Genomic DNA, 16,710 nt, shown 5'->3' with positions numbered 1-16,710 from the left:
GCGGCCGGTCAGGCGGACAGCGCGGCGCGGCCCTTGCGGCGACGGTTCGCCAGCACGGCACGGCCGGCGCGCGTCGACATGCGCAGCCGGAAGCCGTGGGTCTTGGACCGACGACGGTTGTTCGGCTGGAACGTGCGCTTGCCCTTGGCCACGACTGAGAACTCCTGCGTCGGCTCACCCCGGATCGAGGGGGAGCGCGGGTGTACCCGGGGCACGTCGCGATGCCCGGGGCGCATGCCCTGGGACGACGGACCCGGATCCGGTCGTGACCAGCGTAGCCCAGCACCGCCGACCCGACCCGACCCGGCCCCGCCGCGCCCCGGTCCGCGGGGCCGGGCATGATCTCCGGCGCACGGTCGCCGTCGCGGGCACGTCGCCGCGACGGGGAGGTTGTGGGCCCGGACGCGGCCTTGTTAGCGTCCTGCACCCCGGACGGCCGGCGTGAGCCCAGGGGTTCGGAACCGGTGTACCGACCGGCCACGGGTGCCAGCAGGTGGGGGAGCGGGCCGTGCCGTCGCGCGCGGCACGGCGGGGACCTCGGTGACGGGGGTCCGTGCCGTCGACGGGTCGATCGTCGTGCACAGTTGTGGACAAGCCTGTGGACGCGCGCGCCCGGGACGACCAGTGCCGGGACAGGGGAGGCTCACCGATGACGGACCAGCTCTCCGACCTCGACGAGACCTGGTCCCGCGTCGTCGCCGAGCTCGCCGGGCCGCGGACCGACGGGACCGCCCTCTCCGCGCAGCAGCGGGCGTGGATCCGGGTGACCCGGCCGCTCGGGCTGCTCGACGACACCGCTCTGCTGGCCGCGCCGAGCGAGTTCGCCAAGGAGGCCATCGAGCGGGCGCTGCGCGACCCGATCGTCGATGCACTGTCCCGCCAGATCGGCCGGCCGGTGCAGCTCGCGGTCCGGGTGGACCACAGCGGCCGCGGGGGCGACGGGGCCGCGGCCGGCCCGGAGACCTCCCCCCTGCCCCGGCTCTCGGCCCCGCAGTACGCCGGCGACGGCTACGCGCCGGACCCGCCCGACGACGGCGGGCCGGACACCGGCTACCTGACCGGCGGCGAGCGCTCGCACCGTGCGGACGCGATCGCCGCCGCGGCGGGCGTCGGCCGGGTGACGCACAACCCGGACCGGTCACACCCGGAGGAGGAGGTCGACGAGGTCCGGGACGGTCTCGCGGCGGTCCACGAGATCTGGAGCCCGCCGGGCCGGTCCGCCGCGAGCGGTCGCCCGGAGCCCGAGGCCCCCGGCGACGGTGCGCGGGGTGCCCCGCGCTCGCAGACCAAGCTGAACGAGAAGTACCTGTTCGACACCTTCGTCATCGGGGCCTCGAACCGCTTCGCGCACGCGGCGGCGGTGGCGGTGGCCGAGGCGCCCGCGCGGGCCTACAACCCGCTGTTCGTCTGGGGCGACTCCGGACTCGGCAAGACCCACCTGCTCCACGCCGTCGGCCACTACGCCCAGCGGCTCTTCTCCGGCATGCGCGTGCGGTACGTGTCGACCGAGGAGTTCACGAACGACTTCATCAACTCCCTGCGCGACGACCGCAAGGTGGCCTTCCAGCGGCGCTACCGCGACGTCGACGTGCTCCTCGTGGACGACATCCAGTTCCTCGAGGGCAAGGAGGGGACGCAGGAGGAGTTCTTCCACACCTTCAACACCCTCCACAACGCCAACAAGCAGATCGTCGTGTCCTCCGACCGGCCACCCAAGCGGCTGGAGACCCTGGAGGACCGGCTGCGCACCCGCTTCGAGTGGGGCCTGATCACCGACATCCAGCCGCCCGAGCTCGAGACGCGGATCGCGATCCTGCGCAAGAAGGCGGCCGGCGAGCGGATGGCGGCCCCGCCGGAGGTCCTGGAGTTCATCGCGGACCGGATCGAGCGCAACATCCGCGAGCTCGAGGGCGCGCTCATCCGCGTCACCGCGTTCGCGTCGCTCAACCGCCAGCCGATCGACCTGCAGCTCGCCGAGATCGTGCTGCGCGACCTCATCCCGGACTCCCGGCAGTCCGAGATCACCGCGCCCACGATCATGGCGGTGACCGCGGAGTTCTACGGCGTCTCGATCGACGACCTCACCGGCCCGGGCAAGACCAAGGCGCTCGCGCTCGCCCGGCAGATCGCCATGTACCTCTGCCGCGAGCTGACCGACCTCTCGCTGCCGCGGATCGGCCAGATGTTCGGCAATCGCGACCACACGACCGTCATGCACGCGGACAAGAAGATCCGCAAGGAGATGGCGGAGCGCCGCCGGACCTACGAGCAGGTCCAGGAGCTCACCGCGCGCATCAAGCAGCGCGCCCGCAGCTGAGCGCTCCTCGGCGTCTCCGCACGCCGAGTGCCGCGTGGGACAGGTCCCGTGGCCGCGGGACCTGCCCGGTGCCGCACTCGCGCGCCGTCGAGCCCTCCCGACGGCGGGCCGACGCGCGGCAGCCACCGCCCCGCCCCGAGCGGTCGGCGAGCACGGTGCGGAGCCGGGACCCGTACCCAGCGTGAGCAGAATCCGGACATCCGACGCAGCAGGGATGACGGATCACCCTCGACCGGCGTCACCGCTCGTCCGGCGCCCGCACCCCGACGGCCGCCCGGCGTGCCCTGGTAGCACACGGCGATCGTTCGACTCCCGATCGACCCACAGCTGGGGACAAGTCTGTGGACAGCCGTGGAGAACGGGTGGACGGAGGCGTGAGCGGAAGGGGCTGCCCGCACTCCGTCCACCTGACACGCCGATCCGTCCCCGGATCGGGGGATGGACGACCGTCCTCGCTCCACACCACCTCGGGCCGCCCGACCTGCGCCGACGGCGGTCCTCCACAGCGCCCACAGGACCTACTGTCACTGCTGTTCTCTCTCTATAGGAGAACTACAGAAGAACAGGGCCTGGGGAGGGACGCGGCCGACGGTGCTGCACAGGGGCGGAGTGTCGGACCCCCCTGGCAGGCTCTACCGTGACGACCTGCCCGGATCCGGGGTCGCACGCACGCCTCACGACGTCAGGAGAGCACCGATGAAGTTCCGCGTGGAGCGCGACGCCTTCGCCGACGCGGTGGCCTTCGTCGCGCGCAGCCTGCCCAGCCGCGCGCCCGTGCCGGTCCTCGGCGGTGTCCTGCTCGACGCGTCCGACGACGGGACGCTCACCGTCTCCGGGTTCGACTACGAGGTCTCCGCCAGGGTCGAGGTCCCGGCGATGATCGGCGACGGCGGCCGGGCGCTCGTCTCGGGCCGGCTCCTGGCCGACATCACCCGCTCGCTGCCGCCGCACCCGATCGACCTCACCGTCGACGGGCCCCGCGCCTCGCTGTCGTGCGGCAACGCGCGCTTCAGCCTCCCGACGATGTCCGCCGAGGACTACCCGCAGCTGCCGGAGATGCCGCCCGTGGTCGGCGAGCTCGCCCCCGAGGTGTTCGCCCGGGCGGTGTCGCAGGTGGCGGTCGCCGCCGGCCGCGACGACACGCTGCCGATGCTCACCGGCATCCGGGTGGAGATCGACGGCTCGTCGCTGACGATGGCGGCCACCGACCGGTTCCGGCTCGCGGTCCGGGAGTTCACGTGGGAGCCCGGCGAGGACACCGCCGCCTCCGACGGCGAGCCGACCGCGATCCTCGCCCCGGCCCGCACCCTGTCCGAGGCGGCGAAGACCCTCACCTCGGCGGGCGGGACGATCGAGCTCGCGCTCGGGCGCGGGGACGGGCTGCTCGGCCTGGCCGGCGGCGGACGGCGGTCCACCACCCGCCTGCTCGACGCGGAGTTCCCCCGCTACCGCCAGCTGCTGCCCAAGGAGCACACCTCGGCCGCCGTCCTGGAGGTGGCGCCGCTGGTCGACGCGATCAAGCGCGTCTCGCTGGTCGCCGAGCGCGGCACCCAGGTACGCCTCGAGTTCGACGAGGGCTCGCTGCGCCTGACCGCCGGCGGCGACGACGAGGGGAGCGCCGAGGAGCAGCTGCCGTGCTCGTTCGCCGGCGAGCCGCTGACGATCGCGTTCAACCCGGGCTATCTCCTCGACGGCCTCGGTGCCCTCGGCTCGGACCACGCCCACCTGTCGTTCACCACGCCCAGCCGGCCGGCGCTGCTGCGCCCCGCCGGGGCTCCGGGGGAGAACGACGCGGCCGCCGCCGGGGAGGTCGCCGCCGACGAGGCGTCGACCACCGCCGTGGAGCCCGGGCCCGGGGGCGACGCCGAGCTGCCGGAGCCCCGCCCGGGGTACCTGTACCTGCTGATGCCGGTACGCCTGCCCGGCTGATCCCCGCCGCGCCCGGGACGCCCGGGCCGATCGGGGGTACGGGGTTCGGAGGTGGACGGACCGGGTCGGGAGTCGCAGCGGAGCTCGACCCATCGACGGGACGACGACAGGGGAGCGATCGCGGTGCAGCTGGGAATGGTCGGGCTGGGGCGGATGGGCGGCAACATGGCCGAGCGGCTCCGGGCCGCCGGTCACGAGGTCGTCGGGTACGCGAACGACGGGTCCGGGGACGTGCAGTCCCTCGACGAGCTGGTGAAGGCCCTCGGCGCACCGCGGACGGTGTGGCTGATGGTGCCCTCGGGCAACGCCACGCACTCCACGGTCGACCGCCTCGCCGAGCTGCTCGAGCCCGGTGACCTGGTGGTCGACGGCGGCAACAGCCGCTTCAGCGACGACGCGGTGCACGCCGAGCGGCTGGGCGCCCACGACGTCCACTACGTCGACTGCGGCGTCTCCGGCGGGGTCTGGGGGCGCACCGAGGGCTACGGGCTCATGGCCGGCGGCGAGGACGCCGACATCGAGCGCCTCATGCCGGTGTTCGACGCGCTGCGGCCGGAGGGTCCCCGCGAGGAGGGCTTCGCGCACGCCGGCCCGGTCGGCGCCGGGCACTACGCGAAGATGGTGCACAACGGCGTCGAGTACGGCCTGATGCAGGCCTACGCCGAGGGCTACGAACTCCTCAGCGCCGGTGGCCCGGTCACCGACGTCGGGGCCGTGATGAAGGCCTGGAGCCGCGGCACGGTGGTGCGCAGCTGGCTGCTCGACCTCATGGTCCTGGCCCTGGAGGCCGACCCGCACCTCGACCAGATCACGGGGTACGCCGAGGACTCCGGCGAGGGCCGGTGGACGGTCGACGAGGCGATCGTGCACGCGGTGCCGCTGCCGGTGATCTCGGCCGCGCTGTTCGCCCGGTTCGCCTCGCGACAGGTCGACTCCCCCGCGATGAAGGCCGTCGCCGCGCTCCGGGCCCAGTTCGGCGGCCACGCGGTGCACAAGGCGGGCGAGGCCGCGAACGAGCCGCCGACCGGGGGCTGACCCGCGACCCATGTACGTGCGGGAGCTGTCGGTCACCGACTTCCGGTCGTGGGCGCAGGCCGACCTGACGTTCGCGCCGGGGGTGTCGGTGCTGGTCGGGGCGAACGGCCAGGGGAAGACGAACCTCGTCGAGGCCGTCGGGTACCTGGCCACCCTGGGCTCGCACCGGGTGTCGTCCGACGCGCCGCTCGTGCGTCGCGGGGCGGCCGCGGCCTCGGTCCGGGCGACGGTGGTCAACGCCGGGCGGGAGCTGACCGTCCAGGTCGAGATCCAGCCCGGCAAGGCCAACCGCGCCCGCGTCAACCGCTCGCCGGTGCCGCGGGCCCGGGAGATCCTCGGCATCGTGCGCACCGTCGTGTTCGCGCCCGAGGACCTCGCCCTGGTCCGCGGCGACCCCGGTGAGCGGCGGGGCTTCCTCGACGAGCTCCTGGTGGCCCGCGCGCCGCGGTGGGCCGGCGTGCGGGCGGAGTACGACAAGGTGCTCCGCCAGCGTTCCGCCCTGCTCAAGACCGCCCGCCACGCCCGCGGCGACACCGGCACGCTCGACGTGTGGGACGCCCACCTGGCCCGGGCCGGGGCGGCGCTCACGGCCGGCCGGGTCCAGCTCGCCGCCGCGCTCGCGCCGCACGTCACGGCCGCCTACGCCGACGTCGCACCGGAGTCGGTGCCGGTGGGGGCGCGGTACCGCTCGCGGGTCGAGGCGGTCGACGCGCTGGCGGGCACGGTCGGCCCCGGCCCCGACGACGGGTGGCAGGACGTCACCGGCGGCGCCGCCCACGCCGAGCTGGCCGCGAAGGTGGAGTCCGCGCTGCTCGCAGAGATCGGACGCCGTCGCGACCAGGAGATCGAGCGCGGCGTGTGCCTGGTCGGCCCGCACCGCGACGAGCTCGACCTGACGCTCGGCGAGGGTCCGGCGAAGGGCTACGCCAGCCACGGCGAGTCGTGGGCGCTGGCCCTGGCCCTCCGGCTCGGGGGGTTCGAGCTGCTGCGGGGCGAGGGCAGCGAGCCCATCCTCGTCCTGGACGACGTCTTCGCCGAGCTCGACGCCCGCCGCCGCGAGGCCCTCGCCCGCACGGCCGCGCGGGCCGAGCAGGTGCTGGTGACGGCCGCGGTGGACGACGACGTCCCGGCGGTGCTGAGCGGTTCACGCTACGTCATCGAGGACGGCACGGTGCGTGACGAGCTGGCGTCGTGACGGGCGACCGGGGGTGGGCACTGGTGATCCGAATCGGTGAAGACGACGGCGAAGCTGGGGACAGACCTGTGGATGCTGTGGACAACTCGGGGTCCGGACGGTCCGGTCGGCCGCCGCGGCGCCCGGATCCGGCAGATGACCTGCAGGGGCTGTTCGACGTCGCCGGCCCCGCCGTCCACACCCCACCCACGGAGCGCGACCCGGTCGCGTTGCCGCCCGCGCGCCTCGGTCCGCGGCGCACCCCGGACGGCAGCCGGGCGGCGACGCAGGGTGCCCGCCCGGACGACCACATCGAGCCCCCGGACGCCGACCCGATGGAGTCGGAGCGCCCGGACTCCACAGATCCCGCGGACCCCGCGGCGCCCCGCGGCGCCGACATCGCCCGGGCCGCGCTCGAGGCCGCCCGCGCGCAGCAGGCCGAACGCGGCATCACGCGGGGCCGTCCCCGGCGCACCGTCCGCCGGGACTCCGGGGAGGCGACCCGGCGGCGCCGCCGCGGCTGGTCCGGCGCCGACGCCGACGACCGCGACCCGCAGCGGCTCGGCCGGATCGCGTCCCGGCTCTCCACGCAGCGCGGATGGGCGCCGAAGCTCGCCGACGGCTCGGTGTTCGGCCGGTGGGCCGAGCTGGTCGGGCCGGAGGTCGCCGAGCACGCCACGCCCACCGCCCTGCGCGACGGCGAGCTCACCGTCCAGGCCGACTCCACGGCCTGGGCCACCCAGCTGCGGCTGCTGCAGCGCCAGCTGCTCGCGCGGATCGCCGCCGGCCTCGGACCCGACGTCGTGAAGGCCATGCGCATCCACGGTCCGTCGGCCCCCAGCTGGCGCCGCGGACCGCGGCACGTGTCGGGTCGCGGACCCCGCGACACGTACGGCTGACCCGCCTGCGCCCTCTCAGCGCCCGTTGACCGCGCCCAGACGCCCGGCGAGCGCCCGGTCCGCCGTCGGGACCCTCCCCCGTCGTCGTCAGGCGCTCTGCGACGCGCTGAACATGCCATCCGGCCCCTTCCCGTACGAGCGGGGACGTAGACTGGATGGCGACGTCCGGGCGATCTCTCGCCCGCGCTGGAGGTAGGGAGACACCGACGCCCGTGGCTGCCGCGAAGAGCAACAACGAGTACAGCGCCTCGTCCATCACCGTCCTCGAGGGTCTCGAGGCGGTCCGCAAGCGGCCCGGCATGTACATCGGGTCAACGGGCGAGCGCGGTCTGCACCACCTGATCTGGGAGGTCGTGGACAACTCCGTCGACGAGGCCATGGCCGGCTACGCCACGGCGGTCTCGGTCACCCTGCAGGCCGACGGCGGTATCTCGGTGGTCGACGACGGGCGCGGCATCCCGGTCGACATGCACCCGGTGGAGAAGAAGCCCGCCGTCGAGATGGTGCTGACCATGCTGCACGCGGGCGGCAAGTTCGACGACAAGTCCTACGCGGTCTCCGGCGGTCTGCACGGCGTAGGCGTCTCGGTGGTCAACGCGCTGTCCACCCAGCTCGACGTCGAGGTGCACACCAAGGGCAAGATCTGGACCCAGCACTACGAGAAGGCCCGCCCGGGCACACTCACCGAGGTCGGCCCCACGAAGAAGTCCGGTACCACGATCACGTTCTGGGCCGACCCGGACATCTTCGAGACCACGACGTACAACTTCGAGACGATCTCCCGTCGGCTGCAGGAGATGGCCTTCCTCAACAAGGGGCTGACCATCAACCTGCGCGACGAGCGCAAGCCCGAGGGCGAGGCCACGGGCGACGGTCTCGACGACGTGCCCGACGCCGAGGGCTACGTCGCGAAGGTCAAGGAGCGGACCTTCCACTACCCCGGCGGCCTCGAGGACTTCGTCGCCTTCATCAACAACTCGAAGGACCCGATCCACAAGAAGCCGGTCGGCTTCACCGCCGAGGGCACCGGCCACCAGGTCGAGATCGCGATGCAGTGGAACTCCGGCTACTCGGAGTCGGTCTACACCTTCTGCAACACGATCAACACGACCGAGGGCGGCACCCACGAGGAGGGCTTCCGCTCCGCGCTGACCACCACGGTCAACCGGTACGCCCGCGACAAGAAGCTGATCAAGGAGAAGGACCCGGCGCTCACCGGCGACGACATCCGCGAGGGTCTCGCCGCGATCGTCTCGGTCAAGGTCGCCGAGCCCCAGTTCGAGGGCCAGACCAAGACCAAGCTCGGCAACACCGAGGTGAAGTCGTTCGTCCAGCGCGTGTGCAACGAGCACCTCGCGGACTGGTTCGAGCGCAACCCGGCCGACGCGAAGACCATCATCAACAAGGCCGTCGGGTCGGCCCAGGCGCGGATGGCCGCACGCAAGGCCCGGGAGCTGGTGCGGCGCAAGACCGCCGGCGACCTCGGTGGCCTGCCCGGCAAGCTGGCCGACTGCCGGTCCAACGACCCGTCGCGCAGCGAGGTCTACATCGTCGAGGGCGACTCGGCGGGCGGCTCGGCGAAGTCCGGCCGCGACTCGATGTTCCAGGCGATCCTGCCGATCCGCGGCAAGATCATCAACGTCGAGAAGGCCCGGATCGACCGCGTCCTCAAGAACAACGAGGTCCAGTCGATCATCACCGCGCTCGGCACCGGCATCCACGACGAGTTCGACCTCGCCAAGCTCCGGTACCACAAGATCGTGCTGATGGCCGACGCCGACGTCGACGGCCAGCACATCCGGACGCTGCTGCTGACGCTGCTGTTCCGCTTCATGCGCCCGCTGATCGAGAACGGCCACGTCTTCCTCGCGATGCCGCCGCTGTACAAGATCAAGTGGGGCGGACGGAACGCCGAGCCGGAGTTCGCGTACTCCGACCGCGAGCGGGACGCGCTGCTCGAGGCGGGCCGCGCGGCCGGCAAGAAGGTCAACAAGGACGAGGGCATCCAGCGCTACAAGGGCCTCGGCGAGATGAACGCCAAGGAGCTGTGGGAGACCACCATGGACCCCTCGACGCGCCTGATGATGCAGGTGACCCTGGACGACGCGGCCACCGCGGACGAGCTGTTCAGCGTCCTGATGGGCGAGGACGTCGAGTCCCGCCGCTCGTTCATCACCCGCAACGCGAAGGACGTCCGCTTCCTCGACGTGTAGTGCAGGTCCGAGGTTCCACGGGAAACGTCGGCGCTACCCTCCTCACCGCGCGTCCGTCCGGGTGTGCGGTGAGGAGGTGCACGGCGCAGTGGGTGCGACCGAGCGATTGAGCCGGACCCTCCGGGCCGCGGCCTCCCACGCGTGGTTCCTCGAGGACGAGGTCGGCGGGCTCGCGGAGTTCATCGGGCCCGGCGCGGTGTGCGTCGACGTCGGGGCGGAGTACGGGCTCTACACCTGGACCCTCGCCGGGCTCGTCGGCCCGGCCGGGCAGGTCCACGCCGTCGAGCCCCAGCCGGCGCTCGCCGCGTTCGTGGGCGCGGCCCGCCGGGTGCTGCGGGCCGGGCACGTCTCCGTGCACCGCCTCGCGCTCGGAGCCGAGGCCGGCGGCGGGGTCCTCTCCCTCCCGCGGCGGCGCCGGCTGCCGGTGCACGGCCGTGCGTTCCTCACGACGGGTGCGGTCGGCCTGGGCTCGAACGCGGAGTTCCGGCGGCACGACGAGGTGCCGGTCGAGGTCGGCACCCTGGACGACCTGGTGGCCGAGCTGGAGCTCGAGCGTCTCGACCTGGTCAAGGTCGACATCGAGGGCGCCGAGGCGAGCCTGCTCGCCGGCGCGCACAAGACGCTGGAGAGCTTCCGCCCCGTGGTGATGCTGGAGCTCGAGGACCGGCACCTGGGCCGCTTCGGCGCCACCGTGGCCGAGGTGGTCGACGACCTGGTGGCCCGGGACTACACGCCCCGCACCTGGGAGCCGGGGCGGGGGCGGTGGGTGCCGCGCCGTCCGGACGACCCCCGGCGCAACGTCCTCTTCCTCCCGGCGGAACGGGTCTTGACCATCCCTTGACCGACGCCGTACCACTGGTCGACCTGGCACCGACGCCCCGGGAGGCAGCCATGGTCGACGGTCCGGCCCTCCGGGTCCCCCGCAAGGTCGCCGCCGCGAGCCTCGTCGGCACGACCATCGAGTGGTTCGACTTCTTCATCTACGGGACCGCGGCGGCCCTGGTGTTCAACCGGGTCTTCTTCCCGTCCATCGACCCCGCCCTGGGGACGATCGCGGCGTTGGGCACGTTCGCGTCCGGCTTCATCGCCCGGCCGATCGGCGGTGCCCTGTTCGCGCACTTCGGCGACCGCGTCGGACGCAAGCCGATGCTCGTGTACTCGCTGCTGCTCATGGGCGCGGCGACCGTGTGCATCGGCCTGCTGCCCGGCTACGCGACGATCGGCGTGGCGGCGCCGGTGCTGCTGGTCCTCCTGCGCTTCTGCCAGGGGCTCGGCGTCGGCGGCGAGTGGGGCGGGGCGGCGCTGATGGCCGTCGAGAACGCCCCGGACCACCGGCGCGGCTTCTACGGCAGCTGGCCCCAGGTCGGCGTCCCGCTCGGCCTGGTCCTCGGCACCGGCTCGTTCCTGATCCTCGACCTCACCGTCAGCGAGGCCTCGTTCCTGGCCTGGGGCTGGCGGATCCCGTTCCTCGCCAGCGCCCTGCTCATCCTGGTCGGGATGTGGATCCGGCTCACGGTCGCCGAGAGCCCGGTCTTCCGGGCCGACGCGGAGCGCCGCGAGGCGAGCCGCCTCCCCGTGCTCGAGGTGCTGCGCGAGCACCCGCGGATCATCTTCCTCGCGGCCGGCTCCTTCCTCGCCACGAACGCCACGTTCTACGTGAGCTCCGTCTGGCTGGTGTCCTACGCGACCACCGAGCTCGGGTACGAGCGCTCCACGATCCTGGGCGCCAACACGTTCCTGTCCGCCTCGGACATCCCGATGATCCTGCTGCTCGGGCTCCTGTCCGACCGGGTCGGGCGGCGGCCGTTGTTCCTGGTCGGCATGGCGGTCCTGGCGATCACCGCGGTGCCGTACTTCCTGCTCGTGGGCACCGGGAACATCTGGCTGTTCATCCTGGGCGGCCTCGTCGTCCAGGCGTGCCGCAGCGCGGTGTACGGCCCGCAGTCCGCGTACTTCGCCGAACAATTCCCGACCCACCTGCGCTACAGCGGGGCGTCGCTGGCCTACCAGCTCGCCTCGATCCTCGGGGGGATCGCCCCGGCGGTGTGCGGACTGCTCGTGCTCTGGACCGGCAGCCTGATGTCGGTCGCGGCCTACGTCGCCGCGATGGCCCTCGTCTCGCTCGCGTGCTCGTGGGCGATGACCGAGACGCTGCGCCGCGACCTCGTCTCCGTTCCCGACGACGGCGCCGGGGCCGCGGTCCGCTCCTGACCCTCCGTCACCGGCCCGCACCGCACCTGACCGGCCACGACCTGTGCGGGGCGCCCACGAGATCGTCCGCGCGCTCGGTAGAATCGGGTGGTCGGGACCGGCGTGTCGGCTCCCGGCGGGACGGGCTCGCCCCTGACGAGTTCGACGCGGTGACCAGCCGTGTTCCGGGGGCGCCCAGAGTGGAGTGGACACCGCGTGACCGAGACGACGCTGCCTCCGGATTCCGGCGACCGGATCGAGCCGGTCGACATCCAGCAGGAGATGCAGCGCTCCTACATCGACTACGCCATGAGCGTGATCGTGGGGCGCGCCCTGCCGCTGGTGGAGGACGGCCTCAAGCCGGTGCACCGCCGTGTCCTCTACTCGATGTACGACTCGGGCTTCCGCCCCGACCGCAGCTACGTCAAGTGCGCGCGCGTCGTCGGCGACGTCATGGGCAACTACCACCCGCACGGCGACTCGGCCATCTACGACGCCCTGGTCCGCCTGGCCCAGCCGTGGTCGATGCGGTACCCGCTGATCGACGGCCAGGGCAACTTCGGCTCGCCGGGCAACGACCCCGCGGCCGCGATGAGGTACTGCGTCGTCGGCGACACCCGTGTCCGTCGCGCGACGGGTGGCAGCCCCCGCATCGCCGACCTCGCGCCGGACGCCGCACCGAACTCCGACACCCCGATCGACGAGAAGCTGCTCGACCGCAATGGCGATCCGGTCCGCGCGGAGGCGTTCTTCCACTCCGGCTCGCACCCGACCCTGACGATCGCCACGCGTGAGGGCTACGAGCTCACCGGCACGCACAACCACCCGGTGCTCTGCCTGGTCGACGTCGCAGGCATCCCGACGCTGCTGTGGAAGCTCGCCGCGGAGATCCGCCCCGGCGACCGCGTGGCGATGGCGCGCACCCCCGCGTTCGACCCCGGCGGTCCGGAGTGGAGCGAGGCCGCGGCGGCGATCGTCCTGGGCGCGTTCGTCGCCGAGGGCTTCGTCTCCGAACGCCGCGCCGGCTTCAACAACATCGACCCCGAGTACTTCGGCCTCGTCCTCGCCGCCTACGACACCGCCGTCGGCGGGCGTCGGTACGTCTCCTCCCGCACCATCGCCTCCGGCTCCGAGCTTCGCGAGATCGACGTGCACGACCTCGGCGAGGTCCGCACCAGCGTGCTCGCCGAGCTCGCCGGGCAGCGCAGCGCGCAGAAGCGGGTGCCGGAGTTCATCTGGCGGGGTGGCGCCGCACGCAAGCGGTTCTTCCTGCAGTCGCTGTTCACCGGCGACGGCTCGTGCTCGGCGCTCCCGCGCAACACGGTGCAGGTGTCGTACTCGACGCGCAGCGAGCAGCTCGCGAAGGACGTCCAGAACCTGCTCCTCGAGTTCGGCGTGGTCAGCAAGCGCTACCTCCACGCCGTCGGCGAGTGGAAGGTCGTCGTCACCAACCGCCGGGACGCCCGCCTGTTCGCCACGCGGATCGGCTTCCTCGGCGCCAAGCAGGAGAAGATCGCCGGCATCCTCGGGCCGGAGGCCCGGGCGACGCGGGCGATGGGCTCGGACCACGTTCCCGGGCTCGGTGCCTTCCTCCGCGCCCACGGGACGACGGACCGCCGCAAGCAGCAGTGGCTCGACAAGCACAACCTCGACCGGATCGAGCGCTGGGACCTCGGGCGGGAGGAGATCCTGGCGCACGTCGACGACCCGGACGCGCGCACGATCGCCGAGGAGCTCGCCGACGGGCGCTTCTACTACGCCGAGGTCGCCTCCGTGGCCGACGCGGGCGTGCAGGACGTCTACAGCGTGCGGGTGGACTCCGACGACCACGCCTTCCTCACCGACGGCTTCGTCAGTCACAACACCGAATGCCGGCTCACGCCGCTCGCGATGTCGATGCTCGCCGACATCGACGAGGAGACCGTCGACTTCGTCGACAACTACGACGGCCGCACCCAGGAGCCGGCGGTCCTCCCCGGCCGCGTGCCGAACCTGCTGATCAACGGCTCCGCCGGCATCGCGGTCGGCATGGCGACGAACATGCCGCCGCACAACCTGCGCGAGGTCGCCGACGGCGCCACCTGGGCGCTGGACCACCCGGAGGCCTCCGAGGAGGAGACCCTCGAGGCGCTCATGGAGCGCATCAAGGGCCCGGACTTCCCGACGGCGGGTCTGGTGGTCGGCAAGGACGGCATCGAGTCCGCCTACCGCACCGGCCGCGGCTCCATCCGCATGCGGGCCGTCGTGGAGGTCGAGGAGGACACGAAGGGGCGCACCACCCTCGTCGTCACCGAGCTGCCCTACCAGGTCAACCCGGACAACCTCATCGAGTCGATCGCGACGATGGTCCGCGAGGGTCGCGTCACCGGCATCGCCGAGATCAACGACGAGTCCTCGGACCGCGTCGGCCGGCGCATCGTCATCACCCTGCGCCGCGACGCGGTGGCCAAGGTGGTGCTGAACAACCTCTACAAGCACTCGCAGCTGCAGTTCAGCTTCGGCGTCAACATGCTGACGATCGTCGACGGCGTGCCGCGCACGCTGCGGCTCGACCAGCTGATCCGCCACTGGATCCGGCACCAGATCGAGGTCATCGTCCGGCGCACGCGCTACCGCCTGCGCAAGGCCGAGGAGCGGGCCCACATCCTGCGCGGCCTCGCGAAGGCGCTGGACGCACTGGACGAGGTCATCGCGCTGATCCGCGCCTCGGAGACCGTCGACCTCGCGCGCACCGGCCTCATGGAGCTCCTCGAGGTCGACGAGATCCAGGCGCAGGCGATCCTGGACATGCAGCTGCGGCGCCTGGCCGCCCTCGAGCGCCAGAAGATCATCGACGAGCTGGCCGAGATCGAGGAGACGATCCGCGACCTGCAGGACATCCTCGACCGGCCCGAGCGCCAGCGGCAGATCGTCCGCGACGAGCTCGGCGAGATCGTCGAGAAGTACGGGGACGACCGCCTGACCCGGCTCGTGGGGTACGACGGCGAGGTCGCCGACGAGGACCTCATCGCGGTCGAGGACGTCGTCGTCACCATCACGCGCACCGGCTACGCGAAGCGCACCAAGACCGACCTCTACCGCGCCCAGAAGCGCGGCGGGCGGGGCGTGCAGGGCGCGACGCTCAAGCAGGACGACATCGTCGCCCACTTCTTCGTGTGCTCCACGCACGACTGGCTGCTGTTCTTCACCAACAAGGGCCGCGTGTACCGGGCGAAGGCCTACGAACTGCCCGAGGCGACGCGCAACGCCCGCGGGCAGCACGTCGCGAACCTCCTCGCGTTCCAGCCCGAGGAGCAGATCGCGCAGGTCATGCAGATCACGAACTACGAGGCCGCGCCGTACCTGGTGCTCGCCACCAAGAGCGGGCTGGTGAAGAAGTCGAAGCTGACCGACTTCGACTCCAACCGCACCGGCGGCCTGATCGGCATCAACCTGCGCGACGGCGACGAACTCGTCGGCGCGGTGCTCTGCTCCGGCGACGACGACCTCCTGCTCGTCTCCGCCGAGGGCCAGTCGATCCGCTTCTCGGCCACCGACGAGGTGCTGCGCCCGATGGGCCGAGCCACGTCCGGCGTCATGGGCATGCGGTTCAACTCCGGGGACGAGCTGCTCTCCCTCGGCGTCGTGCGCGACGGGACGTTCCTGCTGGTCGCGACCGGCGGCGGGTACGCGAAGCGCACCCCGATCGAGGACTACCCGGTGCAGGGCCGCGGCGGGAAGGGCGTGCTGACGCTGCAGTACGACCGGCGGCGCGGCACCCTGGTCGGCGCACTGATCGTCGAGCTGGAGGACGAGCTGTACGCGATCACCTCGAGCGGTGGGGTCATCCGGACGACGGCCAAGGAGGTTCGCAAGGCGGGCCGCCAGACCAAGGGCGTCCGGCTGATGAACCTGGGCGAGAACGCGACGCTGCTGGCCGTGGCCCGCAACGCCGAGAACGCCACCGACCCCGACTCCGGGGGCCCGGACCAGGCGCCCGACACGCTGCTGTGACCCGCCCGGCGCCAGACGATCCGACGACGGAACGAGCGACGTGAGCACACCGACACCGGACGAGAGCACGGGCAAGGCCTCCGGGCCCGCGCCCGGGGCCGCCGAGGACACCGTGGTGACCTCCGCGGCCTCCGAGGAGCGCCCCTCGACGGCCTCGGGGGGCTCCGGTGGGCAGCAGCCCGCCGGGGGCCCGCCGCCGCCGTGGCAGCGCTCCGGGGCGCGGGGCGAGCCGGCGGAGGGACCCGCATCCCCCTCGCCGCAGCGGCCCCCGACGGGCCCGGTGCCGACCGGCGGAGCCCCGACCCCGGCCGCCGGGACCCCCGCGCCCGCGACACCCGCCGCCGGGACGCCCGCGCCCGGTGGCCCCGGCCCCGGGACACCGGCGGCGGGGACCGCCCGCCCCGGCCGGCCGGAGCCGGGACGCTCGTCGACGGCGCTGATCGACGCCCCGACCAACCAGCTCTCCCCGGAGCAGCTCGGCATGCGCACCGGCGGGCGGCCCGAGCCGGAGCCGGACTTCGACGCCCTCGACGAGGACGACGCCCCGAGTGCGCGTCCCTCGCGCGGCAAGGTCCCGCGGCGGGCGAGCCTGCAGGTCAAGCGGTTCGACCCGTGGTCGGTCCTGAAGCTCGCGCTCGTGCTCGGCGTCGCGCTGTTCTTCGTCTGGATGTTCGCGGTCGGTGTCCTCTACGCCGTCCTCGACGGCATGGGCGTCTGGGCGCAGCTCAACGGCACCTACTCCGACCTCACCTCGGACACCGGCGGGACCGGCGGCCAGCTGATCACCGCGGGTGGGGTGTTCGGCGTGGCGGCGATCATCGGGGTCGTGAACACGATCCTGTTCACCGCGCTCGCGAGCGTCTCGGCGTTCATCTACAACATCTCCGCGGACGTCGCGGGCGGCATCGAGGTCACGCTCTCCGAGCGCGACTAGGTGCCACCCCGGTGGCGGGGCGCCCG

Annotated in this window: 11 protein-coding genes; 10 read left to right on the top strand and 1 reads right to left on the bottom strand. The window is 72.9% G+C overall.

Annotation, left to right across the window (positions count from 1 at the left end; all coding sequences use genetic code 11):
- Window positions 1–8: 8 nt before the first annotated feature.
- Complete coding sequence (gene rpmH / locus WCD74_RS19475; RefSeq protein WP_230750295.1) at window positions 9–152, bottom strand: 50S ribosomal protein L34; 144 nt, start codon at window positions 150–152, stop codon at window positions 9–11.
- Between the two features lie 497 nt (window positions 153–649).
- On the opposite strand from rpmH, the gene dnaA reads away from it, so the two are divergent.
- The 10 genes from dnaA (at window position 650) to WCD74_RS19425 (ending at window position 16,684) form a co-directional block, all read left to right on the top strand.
- Window positions 650–2,317, top strand: coding sequence for a chromosomal replication initiator protein DnaA (gene dnaA / locus WCD74_RS19470; protein WP_337696532.1), 1,668 nt, complete (start codon window positions 650–652; stop codon window positions 2,315–2,317).
- 696 nt (window positions 2,318–3,013) lie between these two features.
- Window positions 3,014–4,246, top strand: a complete 1,233-nt coding sequence (dnaN, locus tag WCD74_RS19465; RefSeq protein WP_337696531.1) for a DNA polymerase III subunit beta — start codon at window positions 3,014–3,016, stop codon at window positions 4,244–4,246.
- Between the two features lie 123 nt (window positions 4,247–4,369).
- The gene (gene gnd, locus WCD74_RS19460) at window positions 4,370–5,281 is read left to right on the top strand and encodes a phosphogluconate dehydrogenase (NAD(+)-dependent, decarboxylating) (RefSeq protein ID WP_337696530.1); all 912 of its coding nucleotides are present in this window, start codon (window positions 4,370–4,372) and stop codon (window positions 5,279–5,281) included.
- A 10-nt stretch (window positions 5,282–5,291) separates the two neighbouring features.
- Window positions 5,292–6,476, top strand: a complete 1,185-nt coding sequence (gene recF / locus WCD74_RS19455) for a DNA replication/repair protein RecF (RefSeq protein WP_337696529.1) — start codon at window positions 5,292–5,294, stop codon at window positions 6,474–6,476.
- 68 nt (window positions 6,477–6,544) lie between these two features.
- Window positions 6,545–7,354 carry a DciA family protein gene (locus tag WCD74_RS19450; RefSeq protein ID WP_337696528.1) on the top strand — a complete coding sequence of 270 codons (810 nt, stop codon included), beginning with the start codon at window positions 6,545–6,547 and terminating at the stop codon, window positions 7,352–7,354.
- A 212-nt stretch (window positions 7,355–7,566) separates the two neighbouring features.
- Window positions 7,567–9,567, top strand: a complete 2,001-nt coding sequence (gene gyrB, locus WCD74_RS19445) for a DNA topoisomerase (ATP-hydrolyzing) subunit B (RefSeq protein ID WP_337696527.1) — start codon at window positions 7,567–7,569, stop codon at window positions 9,565–9,567.
- 106 nt (window positions 9,568–9,673) lie between these two features.
- Complete coding sequence (locus WCD74_RS19440; protein WP_337696526.1) at window positions 9,674–10,408, top strand: FkbM family methyltransferase; 735 nt, start codon at window positions 9,674–9,676, stop codon at window positions 10,406–10,408.
- A 50-nt stretch (window positions 10,409–10,458) separates the two neighbouring features.
- Window positions 10,459–11,778, top strand: a complete 1,320-nt coding sequence (locus tag WCD74_RS19435) for an MFS transporter (protein ID WP_337696525.1) — start codon at window positions 10,459–10,461, stop codon at window positions 11,776–11,778.
- Between the two features lie 195 nt (window positions 11,779–11,973).
- Window positions 11,974–15,750 carry an intein-containing DNA gyrase subunit A gene (gyrA, locus tag WCD74_RS19430; protein ID WP_337696524.1) on the top strand — a complete coding sequence of 1,259 codons (3,777 nt, stop codon included), beginning with the start codon at window positions 11,974–11,976 and terminating at the stop codon, window positions 15,748–15,750.
- Between the two features lie 40 nt (window positions 15,751–15,790).
- Complete coding sequence (locus WCD74_RS19425) at window positions 15,791–16,684, top strand: DUF3566 domain-containing protein (protein ID WP_337696523.1); 894 nt, start codon at window positions 15,791–15,793, stop codon at window positions 16,682–16,684.
- The last annotated feature ends 26 nt before the right edge of the window (window positions 16,685–16,710 follow it).

Origin of the sequence: Actinomycetospora aurantiaca (assembly GCF_037401875.1) — a bacterium.
GTDB lineage: Bacteria > Actinomycetota > Actinomycetes > Mycobacteriales > Pseudonocardiaceae > Actinomycetospora > Actinomycetospora aurantiaca.
The sequence above is the reverse complement of the archived record's forward strand: the minus strand, read 5'-3'. Positions and strand labels throughout refer to the sequence as shown.

Excerpts from the sequence above, each read along its gene's own strand:
- dnaA (WP_337696532.1), top strand. The coding sequence starts at position 650 with ATGACGGACCAGCTCTCCGACCTCGACGAGACCTGGTCCCGCGTCGTC.
- dnaN (WP_337696531.1), top strand. The coding sequence starts at position 3,014 with ATGAAGTTCCGCGTGGAGCGCGACGCCTTCGCCGACGCGGTGGCCTTC.
- recF (WP_337696529.1), top strand. The coding sequence starts at position 5,292 with ATGTACGTGCGGGAGCTGTCGGTCACCGACTTCCGGTCGTGGGCGCAG.
- WCD74_RS19435 (WP_337696525.1), top strand. The coding sequence starts at position 10,459 with ATGGTCGACGGTCCGGCCCTCCGGGTCCCCCGCAAGGTCGCCGCCGCG.